The organism is Thermocatellispora tengchongensis (assembly GCF_014202315.1).
In the GTDB taxonomy this organism is placed as follows: domain Bacteria; phylum Actinomycetota; class Actinomycetes; order Streptosporangiales; family Streptosporangiaceae; genus Thermocatellispora; species Thermocatellispora tengchongensis.
Window position 1 is genome coordinate 13,071 of the sequence record NZ_JACHGN010000001.1, and the last position, 15,411, is coordinate 28,481.

At 73.1% G+C, this 15,411-nt stretch carries 15 protein-coding genes; 7 read left to right on the forward strand and 8 right to left on the reverse strand.

What is annotated here, in order from left to right; translation table 11 throughout:
- Nucleotides 1–300 precede the first annotated feature (300 nt).
- The gene (locus tag HNP84_RS00040) at nucleotides 301–1,770 is read left to right on the forward strand and encodes an FAD-dependent oxidoreductase (RefSeq protein ID WP_312923187.1); all 1,470 of its coding nucleotides are present in this window, start codon (nucleotides 301–303) and stop codon (nucleotides 1,768–1,770) included.
- Between the two features lie 447 nt (nucleotides 1,771–2,217).
- Here HNP84_RS00040 and HNP84_RS00045 read toward each other — a convergent pair whose 3' ends face one another.
- From HNP84_RS00045 to HNP84_RS00055, 3 genes are all read right to left on the reverse strand, one after another.
- Nucleotides 2,218–2,949 (reverse strand): DUF7873 family protein, encoded by a 732-nt coding sequence (locus HNP84_RS00045; RefSeq protein ID WP_185047237.1) that lies wholly within the window; start codon nucleotides 2,947–2,949, stop codon nucleotides 2,218–2,220.
- 37 nt (nucleotides 2,950–2,986) lie between these two features.
- Nucleotides 2,987–4,048, reverse strand: coding sequence for a DUF418 domain-containing protein (locus HNP84_RS00050; protein WP_185047238.1), 1,062 nt, complete (start codon nucleotides 4,046–4,048; stop codon nucleotides 2,987–2,989).
- 178 nt (nucleotides 4,049–4,226) lie between these two features.
- Nucleotides 4,227–5,069, reverse strand: coding sequence for an isocitrate lyase/PEP mutase family protein (locus HNP84_RS00055; protein WP_185047239.1), 843 nt, complete (start codon nucleotides 5,067–5,069; stop codon nucleotides 4,227–4,229).
- Between the two features lie 81 nt (nucleotides 5,070–5,150).
- Here HNP84_RS00055 and HNP84_RS00060 point away from each other — a divergent pair, with 81 nt between their 5' ends.
- Nucleotides 5,151–6,125 carry a LysR family transcriptional regulator gene (locus tag HNP84_RS00060; protein WP_185047240.1) on the forward strand — a complete coding sequence of 325 codons (975 nt, stop codon included), beginning with the start codon at nucleotides 5,151–5,153 and terminating at the stop codon, nucleotides 6,123–6,125.
- Here the strand turns inward: HNP84_RS00060 and HNP84_RS00065 are convergent.
- Nucleotides 6,100–7,938, reverse strand: a complete 1,839-nt coding sequence (locus HNP84_RS00065) for a serine/threonine-protein kinase (protein WP_185047241.1) — start codon at nucleotides 7,936–7,938, stop codon at nucleotides 6,100–6,102. The two genes, HNP84_RS00060 and HNP84_RS00065, sit on opposite strands and share 26 nt — an antisense overlap.
- A gap of 102 nt (nucleotides 7,939–8,040) precedes the next feature.
- Between HNP84_RS00065 and HNP84_RS00070 the strand changes: the two genes are divergently transcribed.
- On the forward strand, nucleotides 8,041–8,685 hold the full coding sequence (locus tag HNP84_RS00070; RefSeq protein WP_185047242.1) for an SRPBCC family protein: 645 nt from the start codon (nucleotides 8,041–8,043) through the stop codon (nucleotides 8,683–8,685).
- Between the two features lie 193 nt (nucleotides 8,686–8,878).
- Nucleotides 8,879–9,496: a hypothetical protein gene (locus HNP84_RS00075; RefSeq protein WP_185047243.1), complete on the forward strand. Its 618-nt coding sequence runs from the start codon at nucleotides 8,879–8,881 to the stop codon at nucleotides 9,494–9,496.
- Between the two features lie 16 nt (nucleotides 9,497–9,512).
- Here the strand turns inward: HNP84_RS00075 and HNP84_RS00080 are convergent, their stop codons facing one another.
- From HNP84_RS00080 to HNP84_RS00090, 3 genes are all read right to left on the reverse strand, one after another.
- Complete coding sequence (locus HNP84_RS00080; protein ID WP_185047244.1) at nucleotides 9,513–10,580, reverse strand: alpha/beta fold hydrolase; 1,068 nt, start codon at nucleotides 10,578–10,580, stop codon at nucleotides 9,513–9,515.
- 89 nt (nucleotides 10,581–10,669) lie between these two features.
- Nucleotides 10,670–10,990 carry a protealysin inhibitor emfourin gene (locus HNP84_RS00085; protein WP_185047245.1) on the reverse strand — a complete coding sequence of 107 codons (321 nt, stop codon included), beginning with the start codon at nucleotides 10,988–10,990 and terminating at the stop codon, nucleotides 10,670–10,672.
- A gap of 55 nt (nucleotides 10,991–11,045) precedes the next feature.
- A complete protein-coding gene (locus HNP84_RS00090; protein WP_185047246.1) occupies nucleotides 11,046–12,194 on the reverse strand; it encodes an FAD-dependent monooxygenase in 1,149 nt (382 codons plus the stop codon).
- Between the two features lie 83 nt (nucleotides 12,195–12,277).
- On the opposite strand from HNP84_RS00090, the gene HNP84_RS00095 reads away from it, so the two are divergent.
- The 3 genes from HNP84_RS00095 (at nucleotide 12,278) to HNP84_RS00105 (ending at nucleotide 14,430) form a co-directional block, all read left to right on the forward strand.
- On the forward strand, nucleotides 12,278–13,015 hold the full coding sequence (locus tag HNP84_RS00095) for a TetR family transcriptional regulator (protein WP_185047247.1): 738 nt from the start codon (nucleotides 12,278–12,280) through the stop codon (nucleotides 13,013–13,015).
- A 99-nt stretch (nucleotides 13,016–13,114) separates the two neighbouring features.
- Entirely contained in the window at nucleotides 13,115–13,537 is a 423-nt protein-coding gene (locus HNP84_RS00100) for a helix-turn-helix domain-containing protein (protein WP_185047248.1), read from the forward strand.
- Entirely contained in the window at nucleotides 13,534–14,430 is an 897-nt protein-coding gene (locus tag HNP84_RS00105; RefSeq protein ID WP_185047249.1) for an alpha/beta fold hydrolase, read from the forward strand. Before HNP84_RS00100 ends, HNP84_RS00105 begins: the two co-directional genes overlap by 4 nt.
- Here the strand turns inward: HNP84_RS00105 and HNP84_RS00110 are convergent.
- The gene (locus HNP84_RS00110) at nucleotides 14,375–15,340 is read right to left on the reverse strand and encodes an AraC family transcriptional regulator (protein ID WP_185047250.1); all 966 of its coding nucleotides are present in this window, start codon (nucleotides 15,338–15,340) and stop codon (nucleotides 14,375–14,377) included. The genes HNP84_RS00105 and HNP84_RS00110 overlap by 56 nt on opposite strands.
- Between the last annotated feature and the right edge of the window lie 71 nt (nucleotides 15,341–15,411).

Consider the following 15,411-nt stretch of genomic DNA (forward strand, 5'->3'; position numbering starts at 1 on the left):
GTCGTGGCGGGCCGGCGGCAGCGGGCGGGGCTCGATCGGCGGCGACGACGCCAGGGACGAGTCCGGGGGTCAACGGCACAACCTTCTCTCTTTGGATATGCGCAGAATACACGCGGTTCAGCACCCTCGCGAGGGGCCCTCTCAGGCTGTGTGCCTGGACAGACGCACTTGACGGCCCGATCTGCCGCGAGAATACTCTGTGCTGAATACACACGATTTCGGGCTCCGGGGGCAACGAGTCCGCCCGGACGTCCGCCACCGACGGAGAGGTGAGCTGTGGCGGGTACGGAAGACTCTGAGGTGATCATCTGTGGATCCGGTGCGGCAGGGCTGACCCTCGCCATCGACCTCGCCCGCAGGCAGGTCGGGTTCCGGCTGATCGACAAGGCGCCGCGCCCGTTCGCCGGCTCGCGCGGCAAGGGCATCCAGCCTCGGACGCAGGAAGTGTTCGAGGACCTTGGGGTGATCGACCGGATCGTCGCCTCCGGGGGTGAGTACCCTCTCATGCGCGTCTACACGGAGGACGGTCCGGTCGACAAGGCCGCCGGCGTGCTGCCGGATCCGACGCCGGACGAGCCGTACCATATGGCGCTGCTCGTCCCGCAGTTCCTCACCGAGCGCCGGCTGCGCGAGCGGCTGGCCGAGCTCGGCCACGCCCCCGAGTACGGTCACGAGCTCGTCGGCTTCGACCAGGACGCCGATGGTGTGACCGCGCTGATCGCGACCCCGGGCGGCGAGCGGACCCTACGGGCGAAATACCTGATCGGGGCCGACGGCGGGTCGAGCTTCGTCCGCAAGACCCTCGGCATCGGGTTTCCGGGGAAGACGCTCGGCGTGCGCGCGCTCGTGGCCGACGTCCGGGTGGACGGCGTCTCCCCGGACTTCTGGCACCGCTGGGGAACGAGCAGTCCGGAGCAGCAGATATCGCTGTGCCCGCTCTACGGCACCGACATGTTCCAGTACCAGGCCCCGGTCCCCTTCGACGTCGAGGTCGATCTGTCGGCCGACGGGCTGACCGCTCTGATCCGCGAGCGCACCGGCCGCGGCGACATCGTGATCCGCGACGTGTCCTGGGCGTCGGTGTTCGAGATGAACGCCCGGCTGGCCGACACCTACCAGCGTGGGCGGGTGCTCCTGGCCGGCGACTCGGCGCACTGCCATCCGCCGACCGGCGGGCAGGGGTTGAACACGAGCGTCCAGGACGCCTACAACCTCGGCTGGAAGCTCGCCGCGGTGCTGGACGGCGCGCCGGAGTGGTTGCTGTCGAGCTATGAGAAGGAACGCCGGCCGATCGCCGAGGGCGTCCTCGGCCTGTCCGAGAAGCTGCTCGATGCGGCCAGGAAGGGCGACGCCCGCCGAGGCCGTGAGGTGACCCAGCTCGATCTCGGCTACCCCGACTCGCCGCTGAACCTGACCGGCCCCGACCGTGACAAGGGCGTCATCGTCGGCGACCGCGCGCCGGATGCGCCCGTGACGGGCGCGGGCGGGCTCGGCACGCGGTTGTTCAGCCTGTTCCAGGGTCCCCACTGGACGCTGCTCGGCTACGAGGCCGACGGCGCCTCCGCCCCTGAGCCGCGCCAGGGACTGCGCATCCACATCGTCGGCGCCGACATTCTCGACACCGGCGGCCACGTCCGCGACGCGTACGGGCTGTCGCCCGGGGAGTGGGTGCTCATCCGTCCGGACGGATACGTCGCGGCCGTGGTCGGCACCGTCGGCCTCGGCTCGATCGAGACGTATCTCAACGCCGTCGGGGTCGGCCGGCCATGAGGCACGAGCCCCCGGCCCCGGCTCCCCCGCGATGCCCTTGACCGCGAGGCGTCCATGAGGAATGGGGACGGCGGCGGTCCCCCGGCCTACCCAAGCCGGGGGACCTGATGGTCGCCGCCATGTGGCGGTGCCAGCGGCGTTTAACAGGACGGGTCAGTCCTTACGATGTGCGCTCTGCCATTGAGCCACCGGGGCAGGTGGAACCCCGGGCCGGATTCGAACCGGCATCTCAACGATCACAGCCCGTCCTGGGTCGATCTGGCACTCGACGGCAATGCTGAGCTTCGAGCGAGAATCTGAGTCTGATCGGCCGCCTCTGCCTGTTGGGCTACCCGGGCGTGTACCCGGGGAAGGTCTCGAACCTTCTCTGGAGCCGTTTCGTCAGCTTCAGCCTGAGCCTCAGCTTCGCGCTTTCGCGCGTCCCCGCGCTCAACGGGGAGTCTTGTGTCAGGCGAACAGGTAGGCGAACAGGCGGTCGCCGACCTGGACGTCCTCGGTGGTGGTGGCGTTGGCCTCCTCGCGGGCGTACTTGACCGCCTCCTGCAGCTTCTGCACGCGCGTCAGCAGCTCGTTGACGCGCCGCGCCGGCAGGGCCCCGGAGAAGGCGGTCTTGGTCCAGTAGCCGACGACGATGTCCTCGGTGAAGACCTGCACCTGCGCCGGGTGCTTGTCGGTCGCCTCGGCGAGGACGTGGTTGCGGGGCACCTTCTTGGTGCGGGTGGTCTTGACCGGCTCGGTCCGCCACACCTCCAGATTGTCGTCCAGCGTCCACGTCTCCGCCGGGTCCAGCGTCGGCAGCTTGGCGACGAAGGTGTGCAGGTCGGTGAGCTGCTTCTCCAGGAACAACAGGTACGTCACCGGCGCCTGCTCGATCAGAGTCCGGCCGTCCACGACCACATCGGCCCGTGCGACCGTGTTCGTCCAGTCCTTGGTGGCGGTCACGTCGAACAGCCGCGTGAGCGCCTTGGCCACATCGGCGAGCACCTGCTCCGCCTTGACCTGGACCCGGGTGGACTCCGGCGGCAACTGCTCGCCCTCGTCGTCGATCGGCTGGTATGTGCGCGACAGCCCGGACAGCAGCGGTGCCTTCTGAATGGTGTGGTAGGCATCGGTCAATGCGCGCTGCGTGCCGGCCTTGACGCCCTTCTCGACCGCGAGGATCTGGTTGAGCTTGGTCACAGGCATGACCTTAGAGGGAGTCGCGCCGCGCCACATCTCAATATTCGCCGCGGCCGGGGGCGCGCAGGGGTGGGCGGCGGGCCCAGGTGGCCCAGCGCCAGAGCCATTCCAAAGGGCCCTGGCGGTAACGGCGCAGCCAGAGGGTGGAGAACACCCACTGGACGGCGAGGATCGCACCGGCGATCAGGAACACCGTGGCCGAGGGCCATTCGTGCGGGGCGCCGCCGATGAGACGGGAGATCAGCAGGACGGCGACGGTGGCGGACAGGTAATTGGTCAGCGCCATCCGGCCGAGCGGGGTGAACAGGGCGTGCAGTGCCGTCCGGAGCGGGGTGCGCAGCAGGACCAGCAGGACGCACACGTACGCCCCCGCCAGCATCAGCCCGGCCAGTTGGAAGGCGACCGCGGACGCCGCGGAGACCTGGAGCCACAGGAACGGGGCCGCCCCGGCCGCGAAGGCCAGGGCCAGCAGTGCCGGCACCCGGGTGGAGCTCTCCAGCCGGTCGATGACCCCGAAGCGGGTCAGCGCCGAGCCCAGCAGGAACAGGCCGGCGACGAGGGTGAGCCGGTTGTCGCCGATGGCGGTGGAGGTGGCGAGGAACGCGGCGGCGAGTACGGCCACGGCCCAGCGGGGCAGCCAGGTGGACGGCAGCAGCACCACCAGGCCGACGACGGCGTACGTGCTCAGGATGTCGCCCTGCCACAGCAGGGCGAAGTGCGCCGCCCCGATCAGGAGCAGCACCAGCAGCCGGCGCAGCAAGATCACGCGGGGCCGGGGCGCGCGATCCCCGGCGGAGCGGAACATCAGGGAGAACCCGATGCCGAACAGCAGCGAGAAGATCGGGAAGAAGCGCTGCGCGACGAGCACGCCGAGCCAGGCGTCCACGCCGTCCGTCACGCCGGCCGTGCCGCCCGGGGAGTCGGGCAGGACGACTCTGCCGGCGTCGGCGATCGGCTCGACGTTCACCAGCAGGATGCCGCACAGGGCGAATCCCCGGATCACATCGAGCGCGGAGATGCGTCTGAGCGCGACACCTGGCCGGGGGGCAGGTGGCGGGGCGTCGGGGACGGCTGGGGGAGACAGGGGGTCGTGGTGCATGGGCGCCATCCTGGGCGCGGGCTCCGGCGACGGACACGGGCCGAAAGCAGGGTCGTGCGGCGCCGGGTCATACTTTCGGCCAATTCAACGGTCAAGGGGCCACGTCTCCGGGGTGCGGGCCAAGTTCGGGGTGCGCCGCCGGGGCGGGATCGCCGCCTGGGCCGGGGAGAGCGGCTGATCACTTGCTGAACAGCGCGTTCAGCTCGGCCTGGGGGATCTGGCGGGCGGCGAAGCCGAGGGTGCCGTGTTCCTGGAGTTCGCGGGCGGCGTCGCGGACCAGGCCGAGCGCGGCGCGGGCGATGCTGCCGCCGAGGCTGATCCGGGCGACCCCGGCCTCGCGCAGGGCGGCCACGGTGAGGGTGGTGGCGCCCAGGCCCATGACCACGTTGATCGGGCCGTCGATCTCCTTGACCAGGGTGGCCACGGTGTCCAGGTCGTTCACCCCGGGCACGTAGAGGCAGTCGGCTCCGGCCTCGCGGTAGAGGTTGGCGCGGCGGATCGAGTCGGCCAGGGGCGCCGGCGACGGGAGCAACCGGCCGTCGGTGCGCGCGGTGAGCACGAAGCCGGGGCTGACCTCGCGGGCGGCGATGATCCGCTCCACCGCCAGGGCCTCGTCGTACAGCCGGCCGCCCGCGTGGTCCTCGATGTTGCCGCCGGCGAGGCCCGCCTCGATCGCGAGCCGGATCGTCTCGGCCACGGCCTCGGGGCGGGCGCCGTACCCGTCTTCGAGGTCGCCGTTCACCGGCACGTCCACGGCGGCGGTGATCTGGCGGATGCGCTGGAACATCTCCTCGTGGGAGACGCGCGGGGACCCGGCGGGCACGGAGTGGTCGGCCCGGCCGAGGGAGAAGGCGATGCCGGCGCTGGTGGTGGCGATGGCGGGGAAGCCGGCCTCGGCCAGGACCACGGCGCTGCCCGCGTCCCAGGCGTTCGGCATCACGAACCCCGCGCCCCGGACGTGCAACCGGGCGAACTCACCGAACTCACCGAACTCACCGAACTCGTGGAACTGGTCGATCATGGTTCGAGCCTAGTTACGCTCGGCTCATGTGGCCAATGCATTTGTGGCAGCTAGGCCATCAGTTTCTTGCATGATGGTCGCATGGACTCCGAGTCGCTGCGCACCTTCCTCGCCATCCACCGGCACGGCGGCGTCACCCGGGCCGCCGCGGCCCTGTTCCGGTCGCAGCCGGCCGTGAGCAGGCGGCTGGCGCTGCTGGAGCGGGAGCTGGGCATGCCGCTGTTCGAGCGGGTGCCGGGCGGGGTCGAGCTGAGCGAGGCGGGGCGGGCCCTGCTCCCGTACGCCGAGCGCGCGCTCGCCGCCCTGAGCGACGCCGAGGCCGCCGTACGGGCCGTGCGCTCCCCCGGCGCGGGCTCGGTGGCGGTCGCGCTGGTCGGCACGCTGGCCGGGACCGGTCTCACCCCCGTGCTGCGCGGGTTCGCCGCCCGGCACCCCGGCGTGGAGCTGACGCTGCGCACCGCGACCAGCCACGAGGTGAGCGAGCTGGTGCGCCGGGCCGAGGTCGGGCTGGGCCTGCGCTACGGCTCCGGAGAGGCGCCCGAGCTGTGCCACGAGCCGCTGTTCTCCGAGCGCCTGGTGCTCGTGGCCGCCCCGGACCACCCGCTCGCCGCGCTGCCCGCGCCCACCCTGGCCGATCTGGCCGGTATGGGGGGTATGGGTGGGATGCGCTGGATCACCTTTCCCGAGCTGCCCGGACGCGGCGAGGCGTCGGCCGCGTACGTGCGGCGGGCGATGGAGGAGGCGGGTGTGCCCGAGGACCGGGTGCTGCGCATCGACAGCCTGACCGCGCAGAAGCGGCTGGTCGAGGCCGGGTTCGGGATCGCCATGCTGCCCGAGAGCGGGGTTCAGGAGGAGCTCGCGGCGGGCTCGCTGGCCGCGGTCGAGGTCGCCGGGCTCGCGGTCGCGGTGCCGGTGACCGTGGTGACGCGGCGCGACGGCTTCCTCGGCGCGGCGGCCCGTACGCTGCTCGCCGAGCTGCGCGCCGCCGCCGGCGACGTCGCGGTCACCCCGCTGCCCCGGCCGAGTACATCTAGCGCAGCACCTGGCTCACCGTGAGGTCGTCCACGAGCACGATGACCGGGGCGTTGGTGGCGGAGCCGGACAGATAGGTCAGGATGCCGGGGAATCCGGCCCGTTGCAGGCCGGGGGTGGCGTCGGTGGCGGTGAGCTGCCAGCCGGGCTCCGGGGCGCCGGCCGCCCAGACCTTGCCGCGCACGGTGGTGGGCGAGGTGCCGGTGACCTGGACGCGCACCCGCAACTGGCCCTGCGCGGCCACGGTGAGCCCGGGAATCCTCTGGCCAGGGAGGAGGGCGTGCTCGGCGCCGTCCGCGTCGGAGCGGATGAGCTGGAGCACCACCCCGCCGTGGGGACGCAGGGTGACGTGCGCGCGGTAGGTGCCGGCGTCGTCCACCTTGCGGCCGACGGCGGAGATGTAGATGCCGTTGCCGGTCGCGGGCTTGTCGGCCCACGCGGTGAAGGTGAGGTCGGTGTGGGTCTCTTCGAGGCGGCCGAGGTAGGCGCTGCGGCCGGTGCCCGCCTCGGCCATGGTGATCCGGCCGCTGCCGCCGTGGACGGCGTAGGCGTCGGCCGGAGGGCCGACGGACCACTCGCCGCCGGTGTCGGAGACCCCGAAGCCGCCGGCGGCGCCGCGCACGAAGGTGTCGTGCACCAGCACCGGCCCGACGACCGGGGCCGACGTGGCGGGCGCGCTCGACACGGCGGAGGCGCCGGGCGTGCCGGGTGTGCCGGCGGTATCGGGCGCGTGGGATGCGCCGGATATGCCGGACGCGCCGGGGGAGGCTGAGGAGGAGCCGCGCAGCCACGCGACCGCCCCGGCCGTGAGGGCCACCGCGGCCACCACGACGGCGACGGCGATGACGGCGACGGCCGGGCGCCCGGGGAGCCGGGCCGGGCGCGACGCGCTCGCCGGGCGTGCCGGACTCGACGCGGTCGCCGCACTCGACGGGCGCGACGGGCTCGACGGGCTCGTTGGTGCGGTGGCGGCGGTCGCGATGCGGCTGCCCTGGGCCGCCAGTTCCTCGGTGGACGGCGTCGCACCCGCGGCGGCCGGATCGACCAGGGCGATCAGGATGTCGCGTGCGGCCGGGCGCTGGAGCGGGTCCTTGGCGAGCCCGGCGGCGACCAGGCCGCGCAGCGGCTCGGGCAGCGCGGACAGGTCGGCCTCGTGGGTGACCACGCGGTGCAGCACCGCGGGGATCGTGCCGGCGTCGAACGGCGAGTGGCCCGTGGCGGCGAACACCATGGTCGCCGCCCAGGCGAAGACGTCGGAGGCGGGCGTGGCGTCCTGGCCGGCGACCTGCTCGGGCGCGAGGTACGCCGGGGTGCCGATCAGGCCGCCGGTCATCCGGGTCGCGTCGTGCGGGCGGGCGATGCCGAAGTCGACGACCCGGGGGCCGTCGGGGCCGAGCAGTACGTTGGCGGGCTTGAAGTCGCGGTGCACCACCATGGCGGCGTGGATGGCGGCCAGGGCGGTGGCGGTGCCGACGGCCAGCCGGTCCAGCTCGCCGCCCCGCAGCGGCCCGCGTTCGCGCACGTACGCGGCGAGCGAGGGGCCCGCGACGTACTCGCTCACGACGTACGGGAGCGGCCCGTCCAGGGCGGCGTCCAGGACCCGGGCCGTGCAGAAGGGGGCGACGCTCTCCACCGCGGCGAGCTCGCGCGCCAGCCGGGCCCGCGACTCCGCGTCGGCGCGCAGCAGCGCCTTGACCGCCACCTGCTCCCCGGACGGCCCCTCCCCCAGGTAGACGACGCCCTGGCCGCCCTCGCCGAGCCGCCCCCGCAGCTCGTACGCGCCCAGCCGGGGCGGATCGTCGGGCGTGAGAGGTGACGTGAGGGGTCCGGCCGCCATGCCCCAAACCTACTGATCGCTTGGCGGGCGAGGTGAAATTTCGTTGATACTTATATAAGCTGCCACTCAGACAACACCGGAAGCCCGGGAAGGAATTCGACGATGTTCGACGGGGATCAGCAGATCGACGCGGTACGGCGCCAGGTCGGGGCCAGGACGATCGAGGCGGGTGAGGCCCGCACGGTGACGGTCGCCCAGACCTATGACGCCCCGATCGAGGACGTGTGGGACGCCTGCACCAACCCCGAGCGCATCCCGCGGTGGTTCATGCCCATCTCCGGCGACCTGCGGGTGGGCGGGCGCTATCAGCTCGAAGGCAACGCGGGCGGCAAGATCGAGCGCTGCGAGCCGCCGGCCTCCTTCTCGGCCACCTGGGAGTACGGCGGCGAGGTGAGCTGGATCGAGGTGCGGCTGACCGCCGAGTCGCCGGAGCGGACCCGGTTCGAGCTGGAGCACCTGTGGGTCGGCGACGAGGAGAAGTGGTCGGAGTTCGGGCCCGGCGCGGTCGGCATCGGCTGGGATCTGGGGCTGCTGGGGCTCGCCGGCCACCTGAGCGGCGCCCCGGGGGCCGTGAGCCCGGAGGAGAGCGGCGCCTGGCTGGCGTCGGAGGAGGGCATGCGGTTCATGAAGCGCAGCGGCGAAGCCTGGTACGAGGCGCACGTCGCCTCGGGGGCCGACCCCGAGCAGGCGCGGGCCCGGGCCGACCGCACTCTCGCCGCGTACACCGCGCCTCCCACGGAGGACTGAGGCCGCACCCCGGAGTGACCGGCGGATCTGACATTGATCGCGCCGGAACTCGGGCGCTCACCTGCGGGAACACCGCGATCTTCACAAGTGGGCGCTACGCGCCGAGTTTGCGCAGTTTCGGATCGTTCATTTTCGGACATCCCTCGTGGACATTTCGGGGGATATCGGGGGTTTATTGCGTAGTGTGCGTTCTATGCACCCCCCACAGCAACACCAGCCTCAGCAGTACGACCCGCGCCCTCAGCCGTACTACGACCCCCGGGCCCGGCAGCAGTACCAGCAGCGGCAATACCCCCAGCAGCCGCGCTACCAGCCGCAGCAGCACCAGCAGCAGCCGCAGCAGCCCTATGTCGAGGTCACCGCACCCCGGGGCGGTGAGCCGGCCGCGCCGTCCGGCCCGCCTCGGCGGCGGCGGGGCGGTTCCGGCAAGATGATCGCCATCGCCGCGGGGGCCGTGGTCGCCGTCGCGGCGGGCGTGGGCGCGTTCCTGGTCCTTTCGGGCGGCGACGAGCCCCAGGCCGACAGAAAGCCCAGCGTCGTGGACAAGTCCTACGACCCCAACGACATCCCGTCGCCGACCGCGGAGGAGACCAGGCAGCTCCTGGCCGGGCTGACCGAGATCGATCCCGCGCTGAACCATCACCGCTCGATCGGCAAGGCCCGCGACACCTGCTGGAACCTGCTGCTCCAGGAGGACCGGGACCGGGTTCTGGTCAAGATCCAGCAGCGTTTCGGACAGACCGCCGACATCAACAAGACCGAGGCCGGGCGGATCATGACCCTGATCGAGGGCACGTTCTGCCGGAAGTGAGCCCCGCCGCGCGGGGTCATCGGCACGGGGGTGTCGCACGCCGGGGACGAGGACCGGACGACCGGGGGGCGGCGAGGGCCGTCCTCGCCTCGGCGACGCGACCGAGCACGGCCCGGACCACCAGGTCCGGGTCGTCGTGGTGGATGTGGTGTCCGGCGTGCTCGGCGACGACGTGGGTGCTGTCGGCCGAGAGCGCGGCCAGGTCGCGCTGGAGGGGCAGCCACACCCGGTACATCTCGCGGCGGGCGGCGATCCGCCGGGGCGAGGTGACCCCGGGGGCGTCGCGGCTGGAGCTGAGCACGGTGAGCGGGATGCGGCCCAGCGAGGGCGCGTGCCTGCCCACCTGTGCGGCGCTGCGCGTGAACGCGGCCAGCTCACGCAGTCCGGCACGCCGCTGCCGGTCGCCCAGGGCCAGCGCCGTGGCCGCGCCGGCCCACTCCGCCGGCACGTGCCGCCCGTACGGCGGGCGCCGCACGCCCAGCGCGAAGGCCAGGCGGCGCAGCCCGTAGGGGCGTAATCGGTCGCGGGCCCACCATTTCAGGATGGTCACCGGGTAATGCGGGAGCCGGCGGTGCTGCTCCTCGTGGCTGGAGTCCACCAGCACGACCGCCGCCACGTCCTCCGGATACAGCGCGGCGTAGAGGCGTACCAGGAATCCGGCCACGGAGTGGCCGACGAGCACACAGGGCGCCGCGATCCCGGCGCGGTCCAGGGCCTTGCGCAGGTCGAGCGCGGCGGCCAGCATCGTGCCCGCGGCCCGTCCGCCGGGCGCGGGATCGCTCCAGCCCAGCCCGGCCCGGTCGTAGACCACCACCGAGGTCTCCGCGGCGAGCCGCGGCAGCACTCCGGCCCAGGTCACCGAGGGCTCACCCAGCGCGGGGACGATGACGACGGCGGGAGAGCCGGCGCCCGCGCACCACAGGTGCACCCGCCGCCCGCCGCCCACCTCGACCAGCCTGCCCGGCGCCGGGAAACGCCGCCGATCCCGGAAGGAGGCCCAGGTCTGGTAGGCGGCGCTGCCCAGGACCAGCAGTGCCGCCGCCCCCGCGATCCGACCGGCCGGCGAGACGGGAAATCCGGGCATGCTCTACTCCGGTGAGATGTCGCGGCTTTCCGTCATCTTCAACCGGCCGCGCCCGTTTGTCGATGGCCGGATCGGCCGGCCGAGCACGCCTAGAACGCGCGGTTGACCGGTGCGGAGACCAGGTTCACCAGGTCGCGGACCTGGCGCGGCATGGTGCTGTCATGGAAGACGTAGGTGCGGTCGATGCCGTCGCGGGCGACGGTCAGGTGGTAGACCACCTCGTCGGCCGCGGGGGGCGGGAAGGGCCACAGGTTGTGCCCGAGGCCGAGGCCGGGCAGGGTGTCGATGAGCCGGCGCAGGTCGTGGGCCTGGTGGGCGGGCATGCGGGCGGTGTCGGCGCGCCAGCGGGCCTCGCGGCCGGCGATGCCGCCGGTGCGCCGCAGCTCCACGCGGATCGGGCTGGTGTCCATGGCGACTCCTCCTCCCCGACGCTACCTCCCGGGCGCGACGGGCGCGCGGGACCGCTCAGGCCGGCAGGAGGCGGCCCAGCGCGGCCGGGACGGAGAGGAGGCGCACGCCGCGGTCGCGCCACCGGATCGCGGCCGGGGTGGCGGGGATCAGGGTGCGCGCGCCGGTGCCGGCCTTGCGCTGGTTGCGGGTGACGAGCGGCCGGTGGGCGCGCTCGTAGCGGGCGAAGGCCACACGGTGGTCGCCCCCGGCGGCGGCCAGCTCGCGCGCCAGCACGTACGCCCCCGCCATCGCCAGCGTCGTGCCCTGCCCCGACAGCAGGGCCGGGCAGTGCGCGGCGTCACCGACGAGCACGGCCCTGCCGGCGGACCAGCCCGGCATCCTGATCTGGCTCACCGTGTCGAAGTAGAAGTCGGGCGCCGAGGTCACCCGGTCGAGCAGCTCGGCGATCCGCCAGCCGCCGCCCGCGAACGCCCGCCGCAGCGCCTCCTTCTGGCCGTCGGTGTCGCGGTGGTCCAGGCGCAGGGCGGGGGCGGTGAAGACGAACATCGCGGTGGCGCGGCCGAGGTAGGTGTAGACGGCGGTCATGCGGCCCGGCGAGTTGTGCATCACGACGTGGTCGCCGGGGACGCTCCGGTCGGCGGGCACGTCGGCCGCGGCCACGTAGTAGCCGAGGTGGTGCGCGTAGCGCTCCTCGGGGCCGAAGGCCAGTCCGCGCACGGCCGAGTGCAGCCCGTCGGCCCCCGCCACCAGGCCGAAGCGGCGCTCGGCGCCCGAGTCGAACGTGACCGCGACGCCGTCGCCGTCGTCGGTCATGGCGCTGATGGAGTCGCCGAAGACGTACTCCACGTCGTCCCTGATGCGCCGGTACAGGATCGAGACCAGGTCGCCGCGGGGCAGCTCGATGTCGCGGCCGGCGACGAGGCGGCGCAGCGCGCCCACGTCCACCCCCGCCGTACGCCGCCCGCGCCCGTCCACGAACTCCATGCGGCTCATCCGCACGGCGGCGGCCTTCAGCTCGGGCAGCACGCCCATGCGCTCGGCGATCCTGACGGCCGGGCCGCGCACGTCGATGGGGTAGCCGCCCTCGCGGGGCCGGTCGGCCCGTTCGACGACGACCGGCCGGAAGCCGTGGCGCACCAGCCAGTGGGCGAGCATCGGCCCCGCGATGCTCGCACCGGAGATGAGCACGTCCTTGTTCTTCATGGTGCCCTCCATTCCCTGACCGTCGGTCAGTACCATCACCATAGGTCGATGACCGATGGTCAGGCAAGCGGTACCCTGGGGCCGTGGACGGGAGCACCAGGGAGCGCATCCTGCGGGCGGCGCAGGAGCTGTTCGCCCAGCACGGCTACCAGCAGACCTCGGTGCGCGCGATAGCCGAGCGGCTGGGCCTGACCAAGACCGCGGTGCTGTACCACTTCGGCACCAAGGCCGAGATCCTGTCCGCGCTGGCCACGCCGATCCTCGACGACCTCGCCGCGGCCGTGACCCCCGACCCCGACCCCGGCTCTGGCTCTGGCGACCCCGAGGTCGTGCGCTGGCGCACGATGGAGCGCGTCCTCGACACCTGGATCAGGCACCGCCACGCGCTGCGGATCATGCTGCGCGACATCACGCTGTTCACCAAGGCCCCGGCGTACACCCGGTTCGTCATGCTGATGAGCCGGGCGAACGAGCTGGTGGCGGGCCCCGCCCCGAGCTTCGCCGACCGGGTGCGGGCGGCGCAGGCCGTGGCCATGCTCAGCGACCCGGTGATCGTCCTGGCCGACGCTCCGGAGGAGGACCTGCGGCGCGAGGTGCTGGCCGGCGCCCGCCGCCTGTTCGCGGCGGAGCCGCCCACCGCCACCGGCACACAGGGGGGCGCGGCGCGGCGGCGCGGCGGACGGCCCCCGGCCATGACCGCGGAGCTGGTCGAGCGGGCCCGCCGGCTGCAGTCGGAGGGACGGCTCAGCATGGCCGAGATCGCCGCCGAGCTGGGCGTCTCCCGGGCCACGCTCTACCGGCACCTGCCGTCTCAAAACTAAGCGCTATTTGAGACATGTTTTGCGACATGTTCTGAGGCATATTCCCTATCCTTCCCCATCCTTCCCTTATAGTCTGCAGGCAGGGAAGGATAGGTGCGTATGACGATGTACTCGGTGGAGCAGGTGGCAGAACACCTGGGGCTCCACGTGCGTACCGTGCGCGGCTACGTGCGCGACGGGAAGCTCAAGGCGGTCCGGATCGGCAAGCAGTACCGGATCTCCCGGGAGGACCTCGAAGCCTTCACGGGGCGCCCGGTGCCGGAGCGCGAGCCGGTCCGGCGGCACCGCCACGCCGAGGTGACCAGCATCGTGTCGATCGACGCGGTCGACCGCGAGGCTATGGACCGTGTCAACACCTACCTGACGGCCCTGGCCCGCAGCCGGGGTGACGACCAGCCGCTGCGGGTGGAGACCGCGTACGACGAGGAGAGAGCGACCATGAAGATCATCATCCTGGGCGGCCTGGAAACCAGCGCGACGCTGCTCGGCCAGATCGGCACGCTGATCGAGGCCGGGCCATGACCGCCATCTACTTCTCCCCCGAGGGGGAGCGCGTGGTCCGCGAGCGCTACCGCGAGGTGCTGACGCGCTGGCCGGTGCCCTCGCAGCAGCTGACCGTGCCGACGCGCGAGGGAGAGACCTTCGTCGTGGCCTGCGGCCCCGGCGACGCGCCGCCGCTGGTGCTCCTGCACGGGGCGGGCACGAACTCGGCGATGTGGATGGGCGACGTCGCCGACTGGTCCGGGCACTTCCGGGTGTACGCCGTGGACGTGATCGGCGAGCCGGGCCTGAGCGCGCCGTCCCGGCCCCCGCTCGGCTCGGAGGCGTACGCGCTCTGGCTCGACGACGTGCTCGCCGGCCTCGGGATCGGCGCGGACGACCGCGTGTCGCTGGCCGGCGCGTCACTGGGCGGCTGGATGGCCGTGGACTACGCCACCCGCAGGCCCGGACGGGTGGAGCGGCTGGCCCTGCTGTGCCCCGGCGGCATCGGCGCGCAGAAACGGGGCTTCCTGTTCAAGGCGCTGGCGCTGATGATGCTCGGCCGCTGGGGCAGGCGCAGAGCGCTGGAGCTGGCCATGGGCGCGACGCCCGGCGCCGAGGGGCCGGACGACGAGGCGTTCATGGCCTTCGCGATACTGACCTTCACCCACTTCCGGCCCCGCCGCAAGCCGCTGCCGGTCTTCGGCGACGACGCGCTGCGCGGGCTGACCATGCCCACCCTGGTGATCGTCGGCGGGCGCGACGTCATGCTCGACTCCGCCGATACCAGACGGCGGGTCGAGGCGACGATGCCGCACGCCCGGGTCGTCTTCCTGCCCGAGACCGGTCACGGGCTGCGCGCGCAGACCGCGCGGATACTCAGCTTCCTGCTCGATCCGGCTCCGGCCGGGCCTCCCGGTACGCCTGCGGGCTGAGGCCGCGCACCCGCTTGAACGCGGTGCTGAGCGCGAAGGCGCTGCCGTAGCCGACCCGCGAGGCCACCGCCCCGACCGTGGCCCCCGGCTCGCGCAGCAGGTCGGCCGCCAGGGCGAGCCGCCAGCTCGTCAGGTACGCCATCGGCGGCTCGCCCACCAGGGCGGTGAACGAGCGCGCCAGCGTGGCGCGCGACACGCCGGCCTCGGCGGCGAGGCCGGCGACCGTCCACGGCCGGGCGGGCTGGTCGTGGATGAGCCGCAGCACCCGGCCGACCACCGGGTCGCCCAGCGCGCGGTACCACCCCGGCGCCTCCGCCTCGGGCCGGGAGAACCAGGCGCGCAGCACCGCGATCAGCAGCAGGTCGAGCAGCCGGTCCAGCACCACCTCCTGGCCCGGCTCGTCGCGCACGATCTCGTGCGCCAGCAGCGGCACGACGGGGGTGTCGCAGGCGTCGCCCGGGAGCACCAGCAGCCGGGGCAGCGCGCGCAGCAGGCGGTCGCCGACCTCGGAGTCCATCTGGTAGGTGCCGATCAGCATCAGCGCCGCCCCGCCCTCGCCCTCGCGCCCGTGGCCCCAGGTGCGCACGCCCTGGCTCAGCGCCTCGGCCAGGTCGCGGCCGTCGGGTGTGGCGCAGCGCTCGCCGGGGTGGATCACGACCTGCGGCGGCGTGGCCGGATCGTCGGCGAAGGTGTACGGATCGGGGCCGCGGGTGACCGCGATGTCGCCGGGCGCCAGGCGCACCGGCTCGTCGCCGTCGAAGAACGCCCACGCGTGCCCGCGCACCATCGCCACCAGCGACAGCGGGGCCTCGTCCTGCACCCTGACCGACCACGGGGGCTGCAGGATCGCGCGGAGCAGGAACGCGCCCCTGGCCCGCGGCCCGTCGAGCAGCCCTCTCAGCGCGTCCACGCCCCTTACCTTAACCCCGGACACGCTGGACGCTCGCTTATGGATCTGAGCATCTCGGCCATGGCCCGTCT